This is a genomic window from Paenibacillus sp. 276b (assembly GCF_900107875.1).
In the GTDB taxonomy this organism is placed as follows: Bacteria; Bacillota; Bacilli; order Paenibacillales; family Paenibacillaceae; genus Paenibacillus; species Paenibacillus marchantiae.
In genome coordinates this window covers 832175-851592 of record NZ_FNRR01000001.1, presented here as the reverse complement: position 1 = coordinate 851592, position 19418 = coordinate 832175, and the positions used below count along the sequence as shown (strand labels likewise).

Annotated in this window: 15 protein-coding genes; 2 read left to right on the top strand and 13 right to left on the bottom strand. The window is 46.1% G+C overall.

The window, feature by feature from the left end; all coding sequences use genetic code 11:
- Nucleotides 1–10: 10 nt before the first annotated feature.
- The 6 genes from BLV50_RS03790 to uvrA all read right to left on the bottom strand — a co-directional run bounded on the left by BLV50_RS03790 (nt 11) and on the right by uvrA (nt 11581).
- Nucleotides 11–2650, bottom strand: a complete 2640-nt coding sequence (locus BLV50_RS03790; protein ID WP_072732659.1) for a PAS domain S-box protein — start codon at nt 2648–2650, stop codon at nt 11–13.
- 202 nt (nt 2651–2852) lie between these two features.
- Nucleotides 2853–5237: a polyprenyl synthetase family protein gene (locus BLV50_RS03785; protein ID WP_090805976.1), complete on the bottom strand. Its 2385-nt coding sequence runs from the start codon at nt 5235–5237 to the stop codon at nt 2853–2855.
- A gap of 189 nt (nt 5238–5426) precedes the next feature.
- A complete protein-coding gene (locus BLV50_RS03780; RefSeq protein ID WP_090805973.1) occupies nt 5427–6224 on the bottom strand; it encodes a sulfite exporter TauE/SafE family protein in 798 nt (265 codons plus the stop codon).
- A 473-nt stretch (nt 6225–6697) separates the two neighbouring features.
- A complete protein-coding gene (locus BLV50_RS03775; RefSeq protein ID WP_063563536.1) occupies nt 6698–7453 on the bottom strand; it encodes an SDR family NAD(P)-dependent oxidoreductase in 756 nt (251 codons plus the stop codon).
- Nucleotides 7454–7519: 66 nt separating this feature from the next.
- Complete coding sequence (locus BLV50_RS03770) at nt 7520–9049, bottom strand: MDR family MFS transporter (protein WP_063563535.1); 1530 nt, start codon at nt 9047–9049, stop codon at nt 7520–7522.
- A 27-nt stretch (nt 9050–9076) separates the two neighbouring features.
- Entirely contained in the window at nt 9077–11581 is a 2505-nt protein-coding gene (gene uvrA, locus BLV50_RS03765; RefSeq protein WP_090805970.1) for an excinuclease ABC subunit UvrA, read from the bottom strand.
- 209 nt (nt 11582–11790) lie between these two features.
- On the opposite strand from uvrA, the gene BLV50_RS03760 reads away from it, so the two are divergent.
- Nucleotides 11791–12228, top strand: a complete 438-nt coding sequence (locus tag BLV50_RS03760) for a MarR family winged helix-turn-helix transcriptional regulator (RefSeq protein WP_170867822.1) — start codon at nt 11791–11793, stop codon at nt 12226–12228.
- Between the two features lie 144 nt (nt 12229–12372).
- On the opposite strand, the gene BLV50_RS03755 is transcribed toward BLV50_RS03760, so the two are convergent.
- Nucleotides 12373–12849, bottom strand: coding sequence for a DUF6376 family protein (locus BLV50_RS03755; RefSeq protein ID WP_090805967.1), 477 nt, complete (start codon nt 12847–12849; stop codon nt 12373–12375).
- A 141-nt stretch (nt 12850–12990) separates the two neighbouring features.
- Here BLV50_RS03755 and BLV50_RS03750 point away from each other — a divergent pair, with 141 nt between their 5' ends.
- On the top strand, nt 12991–13959 hold the full coding sequence (locus tag BLV50_RS03750; RefSeq protein WP_090805966.1) for a bile acid:sodium symporter family protein: 969 nt from the start codon (nt 12991–12993) through the stop codon (nt 13957–13959).
- An 82-nt stretch (nt 13960–14041) separates the two neighbouring features.
- On the opposite strand, the gene BLV50_RS03745 is transcribed toward BLV50_RS03750, so the two are convergent.
- The 6 genes from BLV50_RS03745 to BLV50_RS03720 form a co-directional block, all read right to left on the bottom strand.
- Nucleotides 14042–14302, bottom strand: a complete 261-nt coding sequence (locus BLV50_RS03745) for a hypothetical protein (protein WP_218135360.1) — start codon at nt 14300–14302, stop codon at nt 14042–14044.
- A gap of 280 nt (nt 14303–14582) precedes the next feature.
- Nucleotides 14583–15254, bottom strand: coding sequence for an SGNH/GDSL hydrolase family protein (locus BLV50_RS03740; protein ID WP_090805963.1), 672 nt, complete (start codon nt 15252–15254; stop codon nt 14583–14585).
- A gap of 203 nt (nt 15255–15457) precedes the next feature.
- Entirely contained in the window at nt 15458–16474 is a 1017-nt protein-coding gene (locus BLV50_RS03735; RefSeq protein WP_090805960.1) for a sugar kinase, read from the bottom strand.
- Entirely contained in the window at nt 16467–17219 is a 753-nt protein-coding gene (locus BLV50_RS03730) for a 2-dehydro-3-deoxy-phosphogluconate aldolase (RefSeq protein WP_079694402.1), read from the bottom strand. Before BLV50_RS03730 ends, BLV50_RS03735 begins: the two co-directional genes overlap by 8 nt.
- Nucleotides 17212–18324, bottom strand: a complete 1113-nt coding sequence (locus BLV50_RS03725) for a DgaE family pyridoxal phosphate-dependent ammonia lyase (RefSeq protein WP_090805957.1) — start codon at nt 18322–18324, stop codon at nt 17212–17214. Before BLV50_RS03725 ends, BLV50_RS03730 begins: the two co-directional genes overlap by 8 nt.
- Entirely contained in the window at nt 18302–19402 is a 1101-nt protein-coding gene (locus tag BLV50_RS03720) for an amidohydrolase/deacetylase family metallohydrolase (RefSeq protein ID WP_090807448.1), read from the bottom strand. Before BLV50_RS03720 ends, BLV50_RS03725 begins: the two co-directional genes overlap by 23 nt.
- Nucleotides 19403–19418: the final 16 nt, after the last annotated feature.

Sequence of the window (19418 nt, the reverse complement as noted above, 5' to 3'; positions counted from 1 at the left end):
AATGTTGAATTCAATTGTAAGTAGTGGGATATTTCTTTATTTTGTAGAATTCCTCCATCACTTGCATAATGGATTCACTTTTAATTGGTTTGCTTACATACGCATCCATTCCAGCCTTCAGACATTTGTCCATATCCCCACGAACTGCGTTCGCAGTAACCGCAACAATATAAGGGCATGCCTCTGGCCGCATTAATTCCTTAATGGCTTTGGTCGCTTCGAATCCATTCAGTCGAGGCATGTGCACATCCATAAACACAATATCGTACGCACTTCTTTTGACAGCTTCCACTGCCTCTATTCCATTCACTACATAATCGACAAGATGTCCCTTCTTCTCAATCATCCGACGCAGAACAAGCTGGTTCACCTCATTGTCCTCGGCAATTAGAATTCGAAGTTGATCTGTTTTATTCTTTTTCTGTTGTAAATCGTATCTGTTGAATTCCTCCATGTTGCTGGCTTTAAACGACACCGTAAACATAAATGTAGTCCCCGGATCGTCGGACTCTTCAATCCAAATATCACCGTGCATAAGCTCTACAAGCTTCTTGCTGATGGCCAGTCCAAGTCCAGTACCTTGAGGCTTGCGCGTCATGAAATTCTCCAATTGGTAGAAGGCTTCGAATAAATGCTTTCTTTTCTCCACTGGAATTCCAATCCCTGTATCCTTCACCTTGAACTGAAATTGAACGTCATTGTATTCTTGTCCGGTAACCTTCACCTCGATCTCAATACTGCCTTCCGGGGTGAACTTTACTGCATTACCAATAATGTTGGTTAGGACCTGTTTTAGACGGTAAGCATCTCCGAACAAAGGAACAGGAATGGCGTCATCCAGGCTTAAACGAAGATCCAACTGTTTCTCCCGAATCATTGGCGTTACGATATTAACCGTTTCTGTCACAATTTCCTTAAGATCAAAGGGCTCATCCACCAGATCGGTTTTACCCGACTCTATTTTGGAAAAGTCCAGAATATCATTGATAATCGCAAGCAACGAATCCCCACTTTTTTGGATGATTTCAATGTATTCCTTTTGTTCTCCGCTAAGACCAGGCGTATCCAGAAGCAAATCCGTCATCCCAATCACGCCGTTCATAGGTGTACGGATCTCATGGCTCATCATCGCCAAAAACTCACTTTTGGCCTTATTCATTCGTTCGGCAGTCTCTTTGGCTACAAGAAGCTTTTTCTGTTCTGTTATATCTTTGGCAATGAGGTAGAACCCTACGTTTTTCTCATTAATAATGATTGGCGCAAGCGTTGCCAAAACTTCTGTCTCTGAACCATTTACGTGCTGAACGGCATTGATTTCTTTTTCAGCCATCTCATACTGGCTATTGAGAATCAACCCTAGATGGTAAGGTCCGATAAACCGACAGATACTTGTTCCAATCATCTCCACAACCGGGCATCCAGTCATTTTCATAGCTACCGGGTTGGCATTTATGATATTGCCGTCCATATCAAAAGAAATGATGGCATCATGATTATATTTTTTGAGTGAAGTATAACGTTCCACCGATTCCTGAAGTTTGAATTCGACGAGTTTACGCTCCGTAATATCCTGCAAAGTTCCGTTCAGCTGAATCGGTTGTTGATGCTCATTAAAAGTAACTAACCCTCGCAGATGAATATACTTTTCTTTACCAGCCGAGCCCAAATGCCGATATTCAAAATCAAGCGGTTGGCCTGTTTTCACCCATTCAATACAGTCCTTCAACCGCTGCTCCTCCGCCTGTTCCATGAATGCAAAGATATCGCTAGCCATATACTGCTTGTTGTTATCAATTTCAAACATCTCGTATATCTGATCGGACATGGAAACATGGCCACTCAGCATGTTCCACTCCCAACTGCCGATCATGGCTATCCGTTCAGCCTCTGCACTAATTTCCTCATGTTTCTTTCTCTCCGATATATCGCGACCAATGGCAAGGATTTGTTGTTCTTGTCCAGGCTCCCCGATAACCTTATAGGTGGTCTCAAACCAAAGAGAATGCCCATCTTTATGGCGAGCCTGCAGATTCAACATATGACCTGTGCTCAAATCGATTTGCGAGACACGTTCCAGGTCCTGCGAGTGGAAAACAGCGGTATTGTTCTTGCCCACCACCTCTTCTGGTGAATAACCAAGCAGATTATAAATGGAAGGAGAACAATAGCGACAAATCCCGTCAATGGTCGCAATATAGATGATTTCTTGTGCATTATCAGAAATAAGTTTGAACATTTCTTCCGTTTGAAGCAGTTTTAGTTCGGTTGTTTTATGATCCGTAATATCTACAACGTGGCAAATAAAATACAACGGTTCACCGCTGACCTCGTTTCGAGCCAATGATATATGCAGCGATATCCATAAAATATCTCCATTTTTCTGAATATAACGCTTTTCGTATTTGTACTCACTCAATTTACCTTCACACAGTTCGCGCTCGTACATCAGATCCTGTGCTAAATCATCGGGATGGGTGATCTCCTGGTAATGAAGATGGATTAATTCTTGAGCTGTATAACCCAGCATACTGCAAAAAGCAGGATTCACTTTCATCCACTGTCCTGTTGGAGCAACAAGTGCAATCCCAATAGGTGCTTGATTATAAATCTGCTCAAACAATTCGTGATGATCGACCTTTTGAACCTGCATCTTAAGCTCTCCTTTTGGTGTATAAACACAATATTTGCTTAATACCCGAATTTTTAATTGTTGAAACATCTCATTTTCTAAACGTTTGTGTCATTAAAGCAGAATAGACCTGGATTCTATTCGCATGGAATCCAGGCAACTTTGTTTCATTTCATATAAACCATGTTGAACACATGGGAATGGGTTTTAGTCAGAAACGATTTTACCGCTCCCGTCCAATGATGTAATCCAACAGATGTCTTAGAAAAGAAATCGGCTTTGGCATTTCGTTCAGCGCATCGGTTGCGAGACAATAGTGCTCCCACATCTCTTTCTTCGCGCCATCTTCACCCAGAATGGATACAAAGGTTGAGCTGTTGTTCCGTACATCCTGACCTGCCGGTTTACCGAGTACCCGATGATCTCCTTCCAGATCCAGCAGGTCATCCTTAATTTGAAAGGCGATACCTGCATGATACGCAAACTTCTTTAAGGAGGCAATCTCCACTTCCTTCACCTGAGCCAGAATGGCTGGCATCACAAGTGCAGCCTCGAAAGCAATACCTGTTTTGTAGAAACAGATCATGTTCAATTGTTCCAGGGTCAATGCTTTGCCTTTGGCATTCAGATCCATCGCCTGTCCCATACACATATCTTCTGCTTTTTCAGCGGAATATTGAATCAGGGTAAGCACGGTTGCGGCATCAAACTGATTGAGGGAAGATTGCTCGCCAATGGCTTTTTGAATGAGAAATAAACCTGTCAATTCTGCTGTTGCGCTGTTATGCACCTGATGTAAGGTAGAGCGCCCCCGCCTGGTCGAAGCATTATCCTGGGTCGGCAGATCATCAAAGATCAGTGAAGCCGTATGCATGTATTCCAGTGATCTTAGAAGAGGAATGATAGATGATTCATGCAGACCATATTCACGCACACCCATCACCCAGGTCAGGATGGGCCTTAGCCGTTTTCCATCTCCTTGTAAACTGTAATTCGCTGCATCAATAAGTGTGCCTTTCATCTCCGGAAGTCCACCCGGCTTGGATATCTGCAATTCAATATTGATCTGTTCACGAACCGTGCGAATCGTATCCAGAAAATCCTGTTTTTCCTGCTTGTCATTCTGCAATTGAAGGATGACCTGATCCCGCAGCAATTTATCCAGGAAATCCACATCATCGGCTTTTCGCACCATTTGCTGAATGAGGCGATTGAATTCAGGTTGTCCGGAGGCAAAGATGTTCATCACTTCGTTGTATTGTTCTTGACCCAAACGCTCTCTACAACGCTTAAGACCATTAATAGCACGATCCAGTATGACCTCCCGGGTCTTCGCATCTGAATGGTACACCTCATGAATCAGATAAGAGATAACCGCCCAGTATAGTTCATACGGATTGATCAGATCGGGCCGCAGGTCACGATACTTCAGATAGTAAGTATAAGGAGTTACTGCCTCCTCCTCCATATCGTCAAACATATCAGCGAAATCGTCCGCGAGCTGATTATAAATGCCATAGTAGAATGTCCGCAGATCAAAACCTTCATCCGCAGATGCACTGAGCACGGAACGAACAATGAGTCTGGAGGATGAGGATTTAATAATGATTGGAATATAAAGTTCTTCATTAGAATAATTCGCGTTCGATAGTTTCTTGGCACGGTCTATTTCCTGAGATTGAAAGAATACATAGGATTGCTCGAAGAATGTGCGCTGCGTCTCAGGGCGCTGGTAGTTCTTGATATACTCGAACGCATCACGCAGCTCGGCATGAACATATTGAATGACTTTGAGATTGTCTCCCTTCCATTCGCCGATATCCGGCACAATCCCGGTGAGAAGCGCATTGCGAATTAAGAGAGAATACTGTTCCTTCTCTTGCGCAGTCAACGCCTGCGAATCAAGCAGGTCGTCAATAAATGGATAGGTCAATCCGTAAGAATAACCGAGCCTAACCGCAGCGTCCAGCCTCTCGGAACGTTCTGCCTGGGGAGTCTCATCATTCATATCATCGTTCACATGCAGAACAACACCAAGAATGATCTTGAGCAGCTTGCGCTGTGCCTGTTCTGAATCCAGTTCTTTGGGAATATTGGAAGCAACATTTTTCAATTTGCTGATGACCCAGATAACAGCTGTTTCCACGTTTTCCTTCTGGGCCCAACGATACAAAGCGGCCAGACTGATATAATCCGGGCTTTCCTTGCGGTGGGTTGTATTTGAACGCATAAAATACGCTTTGGTATCCTGAGCGACACGCTGAATGCGTGCTTGGGTATCCAAGGAGTCCAGGGCTTTGCCCAGATCTCGCATATAAATGTAAGAAATACTGCGATCCAAGTAATCATCCAGTTTGCCTGTAACATTAAGCCAATGGATATATCTATGAGCATCCCGGGAATCCGGTTTTCTTTGACTTGGTGATAAAAAAGATAACCAGGAAAAAGGTTGAATATGTTTTTTTTGCCACAAGTGAATATCTTGCGTAAGTGCAGTGGTATATGTGTTATTCAGAAGTTGTTCATGAAGAGAATTAAAATACTGAGCTGCCTTCTGCTCAGCCAACCGATATCCTGCATCAGCCTGATCTGTGAGTACGTTATTCATAGGATGGATACCTCAACTTCTCATAATGTTAAACATGTATCCATGAAAGGAGTTTGAGGGTGCTCCATGGACGAAAACTGATGTGAATTCATGCAACAACAAATTCGCCAGCTCATGTTCATAACCTTTATACGGCATTCCATCCGTTTGGTTACGAAATCGTCATGGACGCTTCAATCCTGTGTGGTTTTACAAAATCGAAGACCATACCTTCACTGCTGTAATGGCGATAAGAACCATCAGTCCGTACCTAAGAAGTCTCACATTAATCATTGAACTCACTTTGGAACCAAGTGAAGCACCAAGCAGACTCCCGATAACCGTATAAATGATGGGCTCCAACGGAATGTCCCCACCCAGAATTTTTCCCACCACCCCACCAATGGCGGAGATGAATACAATCGCAAGCGAAGAAGCAATGGTCGTCCGGGTAGGGATCTTAAGCACGGTGAGCATGATCGGAATCAATATAAAAGCACCACCCGCACCGACAATTCCCGAGACGATCCCTACGGCAAGAGCTGCTCCTGCCGCAACATATGTGTTAAATGTCACCTGTTCAGCCGAGCCTTCTGTTCCCTTACCCGGAATCAGCATAAGTACAATCGCGATAATGGCCAGAATGCCATAGATCAGATTGATGACTTCTCCATTCAGGTGACCGGATATGAAGCCGCCAATCAGGCTGCCGACCAGAATACTGGAGCCCATGTAAGCCACCAGACCTTTATGAATGAGAACTTCGCTCTTTTTCCCGTTCCCTGCTCTTCTAATGTAGGCAATCACACCAGCGAGCGAGGCAAAAAACACCTGAAACATGCTGATCGACGACACCTCATGTGCCGAGAACGGTTCCAGCCCCATGAGAGAAGGTACATACAACAACAGCGGGTAATTAATTATGGCTCCACCTATACCCAACAAACCGGAGAAGAAGGAACCGACCAGACCCAGTATAAACATGATGACAAAAAGCAGAGTATCCATCGGTTTTTCTTCCTTTCTTGCGGTGTAAAAAATGATGCAAAAAACAGTATACGCAGTTAAAATAATCGGCTATAATAAAAACCAAGTAAATTAATCCGAAATGAGTGATTAAGCATGTTTAACGTGTTGAAGACTCTTTTTGAAAATAAATGCCCGCAGTGCAACGAAAAATTACAAGTTCACAGTGATGCGTTATGCGCTACAAAAACATGCTCCCAATGTCACTACAAAGAAGAGAGCTATGGCTCTCTAGGTGTGCGTATTGTCTATGACACCACAAAATGATAAAAGACGCATGCCTGCTTATTGTATCATGATCTCTGAACTCCCAGGATGACTATATAGAATTATTTTCATAATAAATACTCTTCTTATATTGATTGCAAAAAAACGGTGCAGAACGATTTATTCGTTCTGCACCGTTTTTTCTTTTATTTTTCAGAGACGGACTGCACTACCTTACTGTCCAAATCTTATTTTGTTTTGAAGCTGAGGAATCCATCATCTACTGCAACCGTTGTACCATTCACTGCACTGGCAGCGTCACTGAACAGGAAGGCTACAACACTCGCAACTTTCTCCGGTTGAATGAGCTCTCCGCGCATATGTTGGGTGGCAAGCGCATCCTTCATCGCTCTGTCATCACCCAAAATCGGTGTCTCAATAAAGCCTGGAGCTACACCAACCACACGAATGCCATGCTCGGCAAGTTCCAAAGCACCGGATTTGGACATCATCACGACAGCCGCCTTGGCTGCATTGTAGTTAAAGCTTCCCACAGCGGCAATACTTCCATAGATCGATGCTGTATTTACGATGGTGCCTTGTACATTCAGTTCAACCATTTTTTTGGCGCCATAATACATACCGTAATAGACACTGTGCTGGTCAACATCGATTACTCTGTGATAGGATTCCGGGTCCATCTCCAGAAATGGCTTCACAAGTCCAATGCCCGCGTTGTTGAAAATACCGCTCAATGTTCCGTATTTCTCTACGGTCCAGTCGATCAGGGCTTTGATCTCGTCTCCTTTAGACACGTCCACTTTGTATGCTCCGGCTGTGCCACCACCTGCTTCAATCTCAGATGCAAGCTTTTTGGCACCCTCTTCGTTATAGTCTGCTACAACAATCGTTGCACCCAGATCCGAAAGCTGAAGCGCTGTTTCTTTACCAATACCACTCGCTCCGCCGGTGATAATGATTACTTTTCCATTTTGTTCAGACATAACGTAGGTCTCCTTTGATAAGAACATATTGTCATATCGTGCACACAAATCCATTACATAGTCTTGCTAGTGTGAAGCTAAATATTCATCTGACTCGGATGCAGGGTCAAATTTTTCCTTACTCATAAACCAAGCAGCCAATAGAGCAATAACGGCCGGAATGATGGCCCAGGCAAACGTATGAACGATGGATGAGGACAATGCTTCTGTAATCTTATCCAACATTGGCGCAGGAATATCAGCACGAGTGTCCGGTTTTAGGACTAAGCTAGGATCACTCAGATTCACGCCACCACCCTGCTCACTACCATTACTATTTCCAAAGAAGGAAACCAATTTACTTGCAAATACGTGACTCTGTACGATACCAAATACCGTAATTCCTAACGTCATACCGAGTTCCCTATTGAAGTTAAGGGTTGAGCTGGCAGAACCGCGCTGTCTTGCTGAGAAACCGTGAATGGCTGCATTGCTCAATACAGAGAACGAAGACCCAATGCCCAGACCAACCAGAATCATGAAAATGGTCACCATAAATCGGGAGGAATCCGTCGTTAACGTTGTCAGCAAGGCGATACCAATGACCAGCAGCGCAAGTGTGGGTAACATGATGGAGCGGTATCTGAGCTTGGTAAGCATGGCTCCTCCACCCGCAGCTGTTACAACTGATCCAAGCATCATCGGCAGCAGAACCAGACCGGAGTTGGTAGCTGATCCACCAAGTACGCCCTGAATATAAATGGGGATATAGATGGAAGCTGTAATAAAGGCTGCACCGCTAAATATAGCCATTAGATTACTCGTGGAATACAGCCGGTTTTTGAACATGCTGAATGTAATAATTGGTTCTGCCACACGCCGCTCTATGAACACAAATGCAGTTATCAGCACGGCGAACGAGGCAAACAAACCCACGATCATACTGGAATTCCAGGCATATTCCTTGCCTCCAAGTTCAAGTGCAAACATGAGACACACGATGGAAGCTACCAGTGTGAATGCGCCAAAATAGTCAATTTTCTGTTTGGAATGCTCTACGGATTCTTTATAGAAGAATGCAATCATGACAAAGGCGATCAGACCAAGTGGCAGGTTGATATAGAAAATCCAGGACCAATGAATGTAATCAGTGAGATAGGCTCCAAGAAGGGGGCCAAAAATACTGGATAAACCAAAGACTGCACCAAATAGTCCCCCCACTTTCCCCCGTTTGTCTGCGGGAACGACATCGAACATAATGGTAAATGCGATCGGCATCAATGCTCCGCCGCCGATTCCTTGAATCGCACGATAAATGCTGAGCTGAATGATAGAATCCGCTGTCCCGCACAATGCAGAACCAATCATAAATACGATGATTCCAAAAATGAAAAACCGCTTGCGGCCATACATATCCGATAGTTTACCGAAGATCGGCATACCCGCCATCTCTGCAACCATATAGGCAGAGGTGACCCACATTAATTTATCAAATCCGCCAAGATCACCCACGATGGTACCAATTGCAGTGGCAACGATGGTGTTATCCATCGAAGCCATGAGTATGGCAAGCAGTAAGCCTGCAAGAATAACGCCTAATTTATTGCTTTTTACCATGATTATTTTTCCCCTTATCGATTCTGATTAAAGCCCCTCGGCTAATATACGCTTCAAAAATTGTCCTGTATGGGAGGCTCTGACCTCCGCCACCTGCTCCGGCGTGCCTTCGGCTACTAGCTCACCACCCGCTGCGCCACCTTCTGGGCCAATGTCAATAACCCAATCGGATTCCCGAATCAATTCCAGACTGTGCTCTACAACGACAACGGTATTCCCCGACTCAACCAGCTTATCCAGCAAAATATGGAGTTGCTTGATGTCTGACGGATGAAGGCCGGTTGTTGGCTCATCCAATAGATAGAGCGTGTGTTTTTTGGTCTTTTTACTCAGCTCTTTTGCCAGCCTGATCCGTTGACCCTCACCGCCTGACAATGTTTTGACGGATTGACCCCATTGGAGATAACCAAGTCCAACTTCACACAACATCTCGACGAGATCGGCGATTTTGGTCTGACTTTTCAGGACAGGCAGACTTTCGGCTACTGACATATTCAGTACATCGGATATCGAGAATCCTTCGTATTGAACCTGTAACACCTCATCCATGAATCGTCTGCCCTTACAGTCATGACAAGTAACCTCCAGATCAGGCAGGAAGTTCATGTCCACAGACAACACTCCCAGGCCTTGACAGGTTTCACAGCGCCCTCCGGGTGTATTGAACGAGAAATGCTTCGCAGTAAGCTTTCGTGCCTTGGCATCTGGCAAACCAGCGAACAGTTGGCGCAGGTGCGTAAATACATCTGTGTAGGTGGCAACATTCGACCGTTGCATTCTGCCCATTGGCGTTTGGTCAAAAATAACGATATCACCTACGTTCTCCAACCCTGTTATCTCTTCACAACCTGATGGTTTCTGAAGTGATTCCATTCCCTGTGCGAGGATATCAAATACAAGCGTAGATTTGCCGGACCCTGAAACACCCGTTACGGAGATCAGCGTGCCTAATGGAAAAGATACAACCGGAATATCAATGTTGCGCAAATGCGCTCCCCGAATGGCAAGATGCTGCCCCGTACCTGTTCTTCGGTTATAAGAAGGACTAGCCACAGATTCATTTCTCAGATAAGCGCCCGTAACCGAAAGCTCACTTGCCATTAAATCCTCCAGGCTCCCTTCACCAACAACCACCCCTCCATTGACTCCAGCACCAGGTCCAATGTCGATCACATGATCAGCAGCACGCATCATCTCAATATCGTGTTCAATGACGAGGATCGTATTGCCCAGATCACGAAGCTCCTGAAGTACGCGAATCAGGCCAATGGTATCTTTCGGATGAAGCCCTGTCGTCGGTTCGTCCAGAATATACAATACGCCCGTTAAACCAGAGCCTAGAAGCGATGCAAGTCGTAATCGCTGAGCTTCACCACCAGATAAAGTTACGGTCTGACGATCCATGGAGAGATAGCCAAGTCCAACATCCATAATGCGTTTCAACTTGGTGGGCAGATCATGAAGGATTGGATCAAGCAGGTGATGTGCCTCGGGTGAGATCACTTCTTGTAGGCCTACCGTCCATTCCAGCACTTTACTGAATGACCAGTTGGTTACGTCGGAGATGGATGCGCCAGCTACGCTTACCAAAAGAATTTCTTTTTTCAAACGAGCACCCTGACATTCAGGACACTGCTGTTGATGAAAAAAACGTCCGTCTTTTTCCGTTCCGCCACCTTCTCCTTCCTTTTCTTTATATCGTCTCCACAATCCGGGGATCACACCTTCGAACTTGGTTCCCTGAATGGGCTTGATATTAGGGTAATGCTGCTTAAACGCTTCGCTCTCGACGCCGTAGTACAGCAAATCGCGCTCGATTTCACCAAGGTCCTTCAATGGACGATCCGGATCGAATCCGAATCCAAAATGCTGTCCAGCTGCAACCAGAATTCGGATCTGGATATCCCGATGCACACCATTTAACGAAGCAACACCTCCATCCCGCACACTAAGCTCAGGATTGAATACAGCCGCTTCGTTGATTGATGCCACATGACCAAGCCCACTACATACATCACAAGCACCCTCCGGTTTGTTGAACGAAAAGTGTGACATGCCCAACTTCTCAAGCACGGCATTGCAATGTGGACAATGTATAGTCTGATGACCCATGTATTCGTCTTCCTCGGTTAAATGACCAGCCGCTTCCCACGATGGTGATATGGTGCCATTACAGGATGGACATATACGCTCCCCAAGTCTGGAAAAAATGAAACGAACGTAAGTGTAAATGTCTGTCACTGTTCCTACTGTTGAGCGTGGATTCCGATTAGTAATGTGCTGTCCTACGCTGATGGATGGAGAAAGACCTGTGATGGACTCCACTTTCGGTTTGCTGATCGAATCCGATGTTAATCCCATCGATTCCATGTATTGTCTCTGGCATTCTCGCTGAAGGGTATCCATTGCCAGCGTGGATTTGCCGGAGCCGGACGGTCCCGTTAGAACCACCAACTTATACTTCGGAATCGAAAGTGAAATATTCTTTAGGTTGTTCTCCCGTGCTCCTTTAATCATCATTGTTTCTCTCAAAATCGATCGTCCCCTTTGCAAATAAGTACAGAGTTCGTTAAAATAAGTTGAAATTAATCATACGTTAATCTAGTATCTCCAAAATTTATTATCTCGTTAATCTAATATCTCGATAATCAAGATATATGTCATCTTAAGAGGAGGGTTATCTTTTGTCAAGAGAACATCAACAACAACCTACCGAATTACAGGAGAATTTTACGTTGCGAATGCGGAGCCTGGGTACCCGAACCGTTTTATATCAGCAGCATGTGGCTGCCTCTTTGGGCTTGTACAATAACGATTTCATATCCGTGGATATCCTGCGCGAGAAGGGGCCAATCACTGCAGGTGAACTGTCAAAACTTACCGGTCTGGCCACCGGAAGTGTTACGACATTAATTGACAGGCTTGAGAAGAACGGCTTTGTCCGTCGAGAAAATGACCCCAATGACCGCCGTAAAGTCATCATTGTGCCTTTGTACGAAAACAAGGAAGAGGTCAGCAGCACCTACCTCACCCTTCATGCAGCTATGGTTAATCTGGCTTCCACATACACAGAGGAAGAGCTGGAGCTTATTACAGGGTTCCTAAGTAAAGCAGGAAATGTTCTGGATGGACAGATTGAAGATCTAAGCTCCAAAATCCGTGGCAAATCATCATCGTGATCCATGTTTATATTTTGTAAAAAATGTGAGTTATATTAGAAAAACAAAAAGGACGATATCCGCAAGTGATCAAAATCACTCCGGTATATCGTCCTTTTTGGGGATGAAGCCGCTTTATACTCAAGGCATTTCCTGGTTTAAATCTTAATTGGCCTCGATTCCAAGACCGCTTAACGGATCTTTTAAACCATTAATATTGGTGATCAATTCAGGAATACCTGTCTTCTCCCAGTTTTCTGCCGTAAAACCCTGCTCTGCAAGCGTGTTCTCAAATTGACCCACAACTTCGGTTAATTGATTGTTGTAACTGACCAGATTTTCATGAATGCTTTCCCCTATCGCTGGTGCTGTCAGCTGAGAGAATTCGCTGGCTTCTGCCTGAATTTGATCTATTTTCTCCTGGACCTGAGTTGTTATTTCAGGGTTACTCACCGCTCCTGATGCGAGTTCTTGCAGATCGGCTCCGGCGTTTGATACTTGCTCTATATAATCAGTAGCCCCACTAACGTAATTCAAACTTTGATTCGCTTGTTCTACAACGGAACAGGCCGATATCGCAAGAATACTTGACGCAATGAGGCCTGCCATCATCAATGTATGCTTTCTTTTCCGTTTAATCATGACCATCTCCCCTTCTTCATATTGAAGTGTTTCTTCCAGATTTATGATAACTGCTCCGTATGCTTCATTGCAAATGGGTCTACATTCAGCGTTATTAACATGTATAATAAAGGAATCATACGGTAAAGGGATGTCATGAATATGCTTCAGGCCTTAAATGTACGCTTGAACCGCATCATGCCACTGATTACTCCAATCAGCATTATTATTGGCGTTCTTTGCGGGAGTCTTCTTTCTTCTTATACCTTTTTGTCGCCATGGCTTTTTGCATTCATGACGTTTGCGGGAAGCATCAGTCTCGGGATACGGGATTTTGTGAACGTGCTGAAGAAGCCTTTTCCACTGTTCGTTTGTCTGTTTATTCTGCACCTGGCGATGCCTCTGATTGCTCTTGGCATGGGTCACCTGGTCTTCCCAACGGATGCCTACACGATAACGGGCCTTGTTCTGGCTGCCGTTATTCCGACAGGTGTGAGCAGCTTTATCTGGGTCAGTATCTATCGGGGCAATATCGCTCTGACGCTGTCGATTATCCTGATTGACACCATGCTTGCTCCTTTCGTGGTACCCGGCGTATTATCCTTGCTGATTGGCACTAGCGTATCGTTGGATATAGCAGCCATGATGAGCAGTCTGTTCTGGATGATCGTTGTTCCCTCCTTGCTCGGGATGCTTTTGAATGAATGGACCAAAGGGGCCATTGTTCCAGTCTGGGGGCCTAGACTGAATCCGTTCTCCAAATTGTTCATGGCAGCGGTTGTCGCGATTAATGGCTCTGTTGTTGCGCCCTATTTAGCTGACTTTAACTGGCAGCTCGCTGGTCTAGCAGCAATCATTATTTTTCTGGCCTCATTTGGCTATGCTCTAAGTTACTTCGTTGCCCGATTACTCGGTTGGAATGAAGCCGATCAAGTCGCACTTGTATTCAACGGAGGCATGCGCAATATTAGTGCGGGAGCGGTGCTTGCCGTATCGTATTTCCCTCCACCGGTTGCCGTCCCGGTTGTACTCGGCATGGTATTCCAGCAGGTGTTGGCCTCGCTTGCAGGATATCTGCTTGGCCGCCGTTCGCAGACTCTTCACAATGCTGATAAGACGTCCGCAGCCTAGTACAAAATAAACAAATCAAAAACGCCGACAGTATTGTCGGCGTTTTTTTGATTAAACTTTATCAAGCTACGTATTCATAAACCTAGTAATCCGAGAGCGAAATTCCAGCTCCAATGATAAGCACGAACACTAGAATATACACAACAATTCCGATCGCTGCCCACAGCAACGCTGCTTTGGCATAATTGGCTTTCGAAGGATTGGAATCTCCAAATGCCCATACAAACAACATAATAATGTTTACAAGCGGAATCATCATAAGGAACAACGTGAGCATCCAACTACCGAAACTTACTGGCTGTGGTCCTTGCTTATGTACTCTTTGACTAGCAACTTCTGACATAATATTTCTTCCTCCTTTCTCCTTCATTTCAATTGCTACCTGCTAAGACAATCTACTTCTACTTTATAAATAAAAGTTTGCCGTTAATAAAAATACCGGAAATCTCATGAATTTACAATGTAATATTTACCATATTAGTTTCGACATAAATTTTTTATAATATATCCTGATTCTGTATAACACAAAGGACCTGCAATAAGTGACACTTATGATTAAAGTGCCTACCCTGCAGATCCCCATTCACTCTATTTCTCTTTTCCTCACACTAATTCACAAGGTATCACAACGATTTCAAAAAGCCCACGATTCTGGAGGCAATTCTTTCATGTCCGGCCTGGTTGGGATGGAGCCCATCCGGTACACCATTATCACCTGTAAAATATAATTCTTTGTGGATTGGCAATAATGGCTGGATTCCAGCAATGTTCCACAGATCACAGACCGGGATGGAGTACAACGACGCGACCTCTCTAATCGCAGCGACATAGTCACTGTATATCCGTCTGGTTACCGTATTGGGCAGGTCTTCTGGGACAGCTTCACTTGATCCATGGGGCGGAGTAAGAAACACGATCAGCTTGGTTGGATAGCGCTGGATCAACTCTTCTGCTATATGTTTAAGCGCCCCATAAAAGGTATCCTTCGAATTGGGCGAAGTACTGATATCGCCAAATGCCGTCATACCACTGGAGAAGTCATTTCTTCCGCCCATGAAAAAGATAACATCCGCTTCCGCGTGCATCTGCCCAATGCGATTACACATCGGTTCAAACCCTCCGTCCGCCACACTGCTTCCGGAAATGCCATGATTCTCATGGGATTGAAATCCCAATGCTCTGCAAACCAGCTCCGGATACGAATGTTCCCCTTCCTGGAGTCCATATCCGAAAGTTATGCTGTCTCCCAGAAAAACAGCCTTTTGCCCTTCATAGGATGATGATTGTGACGACATGAGCAGATCCCTTCTTCCCTTGTAACAGATATGTATAGTAACGATGTCATCCAAATACCGAAGCAAAACGGCCTTTCCAGCCTTTCATCGTTCGCTACACTATTGTAACAAAAGTTTTCGTGCCACACGATACCGAGACAATCTTAATAGAGAAGAAGATCAGCATCTATCGCTCTACGTTCCAGGCATTCTCCACTAAAATATTACCTTGTTACATCACGCACGGTGCTGTTCCTTGCCTGGATGATGTCTCCAGTGGAAGCCATTGGTGTATCACCTGCTACGGTATGCGCCAGCATTCCGGCTGTCGCAGCAAAAGAGATTGTCTCCGCTGGCATCCACCCCTCCAGTTCACCATACATGATGCCGCTCGCAAACGCATCGCCCGCGCCGATCCGGTCATAAACAGAAAAGGTCAGCGGCTCGGAATAAGCAAACACCCCTTCCTTGAACATATAGCCCTGTAGGCAGTGTCGGTTATCGCTGTATATGGTACGATGCGTTCCAGCAAGGGTACGCAGGCCATACCGTTCGGCAACCAGGGGAATGAGCTCAGTCAGTTGCTCTTCCCTTTGTACTTTGTCCGTATTTAACCCCAGAATATGAAGAGCATCCCGCTCATTCATCAGGACGATATCTGACAAATGCAACATTTCCTCATAATGCGGCTTCGCCGTGGCATAACCCTGATCCCCCCATAAAGCAGGACGATAATTACAATCAAAAACAACTGTGCCGCCTTGTTCTTTGACCGCCTGTGCCAATTGTTTCATCGCCAGTCTCACCGAATCATTCATCGCCAGCGTGATTCCGCAGAAATGAATAGCGTCCATGCCTGATGCAACTGTCGCAAAGGGATACGTGCCTTCAGGCGCAATATTAAAGCTGCTCTCCATCCGGTTAGAGTAGGTCACCCGCCCAGGTCTGGCCCCATAACCATTCTCCAGAAAGTACATCCCGATATACTGCCCTCCGCGACGCACATATTCGGTGCTCAGGCCCAGTCCGCGCAAATAGGATTCGGCGGCATCACCCAACGGATTGACCGGAAGCCTCGACACCAGCAAGCCTGCATATCCGTAACGTGTCATCGCCGACACTACATTGACCCCACTGCCCGAAAAGGAGTATTTCAGCCGATTACTCTGAATCAACAGATCATGTCCCGGAACTTCAAGTCGCATCATGACTTCGCCAAAAGCCCCTACGCGTTTAACCATACTTCTTCGCCAGCGACTTCATTGATGCATATAACGACTGCACATCACTTACAATGGTCAGACCCTCCTGATCAATAATGGAGGAATACACATGTGGAATAACCTGCGGAACCCCCGCCTCCAGTGCGATTTCGAGAATGGCTTCAAAATTATCCATATCGATGCCACCGGTAGGCTCCAACGCAAAGTCCGCTTCTGCACACGCTTTCGCTACCGCTCGCAGTTCATCTTCCCTTTTTAGCCCCTGCATCGGGAAGTACTTCAGTGCATTGCCACCCATATCCCGTACCAATGCAATGGCCGCGTGTACAGGCACCACGGCAAGCTCGGATTGGGCAGCGCTCACTGGACCCGTCGAAATATTGACAAAGCCCGGCTGACCAGTCGGGGAGACGAGGCTGTTAATCCAGCTGTCCCGGTCCCCGAGATTCGCTCGGGTTGCGCCGACTGCCGGAAATACCTGATTGATATGACTGCCCGGAAAATGCTTTACGATTTCGGCGACGACAGCAGCCTGTCGATTGTCTCCGGCACCTAGTCCAATTGAAACGGCATTGTCAATTTCCCGCCCATAGGCTTCCATCGCTTCCACCGCTTCAGCCACAGTGGCATAATCCTTGGAAAGAACGCCAACCAGAACATGGCCCTCAGCCGCATCAAAAACCTCTTTTGCATTCGTAATGTCCTTGGCGAGCACATTCAAAGCCACCCGATTGTTATAAAATCGTTTTGCAATCTCAGACATTTCCTTCTCCTCCTGTCAATTGTCGAATTCGATCTTCAATGACCCGCATGTCATCCCCCATCAACGGACGGGGATCGATATCGAAATAACCTTGCCTTACGCCATAATCACGAGTATAAATGGCGATAGGACCGCCTCTCAGCTCCTCATTAAGCTGTTTGGCACTGATCCCCGCCTTCGCTTCGTCGACCTGGATGCGCCCCCTGTAAATCGCTCGGCCCGCTTCGTCCTGGACAATCGATACCTGAATCCCGGCTATCTGATTGAGTGACATTAACTCCTGCAAGGAAGCCTTTTCCTGCTCACTATGGTCAGCTTTGACTGCATATTCATCCAAAGCCTGAAGCAGGCCAAACGTAGTTTCTTTACCAACTTTCATGCTGCGCCCAATCCCGTGAAGCTGAACCTTCAACCATTCGATATAGGTTCGTTTACCTGCCACAATGCCGGAAGTTGGGCCTTCAATGGCCTTGGAGCCGCTGTATATGGCTAAATCCGAATACTTCACATATTTGTGCAGGTCCTCTTCCGCAGCCGCATCGACAATGAGGGGTACCTCACACTTCTGGGCAACCTGCCAGGCTTCCTCTATGGAAATCATGTTTTTCTGTACCGCATGATGGGATTTGACGTATAGGATCGCAGCCGTTTTGTCTGAAACCGCATCCGCGATATGCTCCGCCCGACCTTCATTGGCATATCCGGCTTCGATCAGCTTCCCACCACCAAGGTAAACCATCGTCTCCACGGGTGCTCCATATTGTACATTGTGGCCTTTCAGCATAACAATTTCATTGTTCGAAATGACTTCCTGATGTAGCTTCAAACTTTCGTGGCGGTTGCCCTTTGTTACCATGGCAGCTACGGCGAGCGCGATGCCACTAGAAGCGGAATTGACAACAACGGCCGCTTCGGCACCGATTAGACGGGATACATAGTCCCCTGATTTGTCTACAAGATCTGCGATCTCCACATAACTCTGCCCGCCTTGCTTCATGGCATCCATGACTGTGTCCGTCGGTGCAGATACGCCGAGGATACTCATCCGCCCGCTGGCGTTGATAACACGTTTCAGTCCATATTTAACATTCAATGAATTGGTCACCCACAATCACTCCTTTTACTTCAATTTGACGGCTGCCTACCTTATTTACTCCCTCGGAGTCCACAAGTGTTACAGGCTTGTCTACCACTTTAAAAAGTGTCAAATTGGCTTCATCACCTGCCTGAATCCTCCCCAGCTGCGGTCTGCCCAGCCACTCTGCTGCCCGTAAGGTCACCCGATCTATCGTCTCGCTCAACGAGTAGCCAAGGGCCAGAAACTTACTTAACAGATTAGCCATGCTATAGACCGGGCCGTTCAGACGATTGCCCCTGTAAATATCCGTACTGATCGTATCCGGGTCAATGCCATGCTTCTTGGCAGCTTCTGCAACCTGAAATGAAAAACTCGCTGTCCCATGTCCCACATCCAAATGCACACCGCGCTTGATGGCATCGTTCAATACATCCAGCGGCGCGCCTCTATCATCGAACAAATTATTGTTTTTTCCATTCAAATAGTGAGTGACCACATCACCACCCTGTAAGAGCGGCATGACCTCACGAATATCAGGTGGGGCTGATCCAATGTGAACCATAAGCGGCAGGCCTGTTTCCTGCGAAAACTCTCTTGCCAAATACAGCGGCCGCAGTCCACTTTTGCCAACCACACTCCCACTGATTCTTGCTTTTAATCCCACGATGAATTCAGAATATGCCCGGGTAGCCTGTAACAGCTTGTCCCGATCAATCCAGTCCAGATTCGACAATTCGTCAGTACGCAGTAAGCCGAGGCGAGATATGTTCAAAAAGGCAAACACCCGGGTAGCCGCCTTATGAGTGCTTATCGCCAGATCGCCAATTCGATCAGCACCGCAGCTGCCTGCGTCCACAATCGTAGTAACGCCCTGTTTTACACCGATTTCATCAATGTCGTCCCCATAAGGATCAAACTCTGGAAAAGCATGCACATGCATGTCGATCCATCCGCTGGATATGTAAGCTCCAGGCGATTCCCATATCCGATCTCCGGTTGCCGTTCCACCAGGAGCGAATTTCACAATCCTGCCTTCATTGATAACCACATCCACCTCTTCACCACTTGTAAGACGGACTCGACGCAATACCAGCTGACCGTCCATCACAATCCCCTTCCTG

Bases quoted from the DNA above. Each gene is read 5' to 3' on its own strand.
- BLV50_RS03740 (WP_090805963.1), bottom strand. From the start codon at position 15,254: ATGTCGTCACAATCATCATCCTATGAAGGGCAAAAGGCTGTTTTTCTG.
- BLV50_RS03735 (WP_090805960.1), bottom strand. From the start codon at position 16,474: ATGGTTAAACGCGTAGGGGCTTTTGGCGAAGTCATGATGCGACTTGAA.
- BLV50_RS03760 (WP_170867822.1), top strand. From the start codon at position 11,791: ATGCGGAGCCTGGGTACCCGAACCGTTTTATATCAGCAGCATGTGGCT.
- BLV50_RS03775 (WP_063563536.1), bottom strand. From the start codon at position 7,453: ATGTCTGAACAAAATGGAAAAGTAATCATTATCACCGGCGGAGCGAGT.
- BLV50_RS03785 (WP_090805976.1), bottom strand. From the start codon at position 5,237: ATGAATAACGTACTCACAGATCAGGCTGATGCAGGATATCGGTTGGCT.
- BLV50_RS03755 (WP_090805967.1), bottom strand. From the start codon at position 12,849: ATGATTAAACGGAAAAGAAAGCATACATTGATGATGGCAGGCCTCATT.
- BLV50_RS03770 (WP_063563535.1), bottom strand. From the start codon at position 9,049: ATGGTAAAAAGCAATAAATTAGGCGTTATTCTTGCAGGCTTACTGCTT.
- BLV50_RS03745 (WP_218135360.1), bottom strand. From the start codon at position 14,302: ATGTCAGAAGTTGCTAGTCAAAGAGTACATAAGCAAGGACCACAGCCA.
- BLV50_RS03720 (WP_090807448.1), bottom strand. From the start codon at position 19,402: ATGGACGGTCAGCTGGTATTGCGTCGAGTCCGTCTTACAAGTGGTGAA.
- BLV50_RS03780 (WP_090805973.1), bottom strand. From the start codon at position 6,224: ATGGATACTCTGCTTTTTGTCATCATGTTTATACTGGGTCTGGTCGGT.
- BLV50_RS03790 (WP_072732659.1), bottom strand. From the start codon at position 2,650: ATGCAGGTTCAAAAGGTCGATCATCACGAATTGTTTGAGCAGATTTAT.
- BLV50_RS03750 (WP_090805966.1), top strand. From the start codon at position 12,991: ATGCTTCAGGCCTTAAATGTACGCTTGAACCGCATCATGCCACTGATT.
- BLV50_RS03730 (WP_079694402.1), bottom strand. From the start codon at position 17,219: ATGTCTGAGATTGCAAAACGATTTTATAACAATCGGGTGGCTTTGAAT.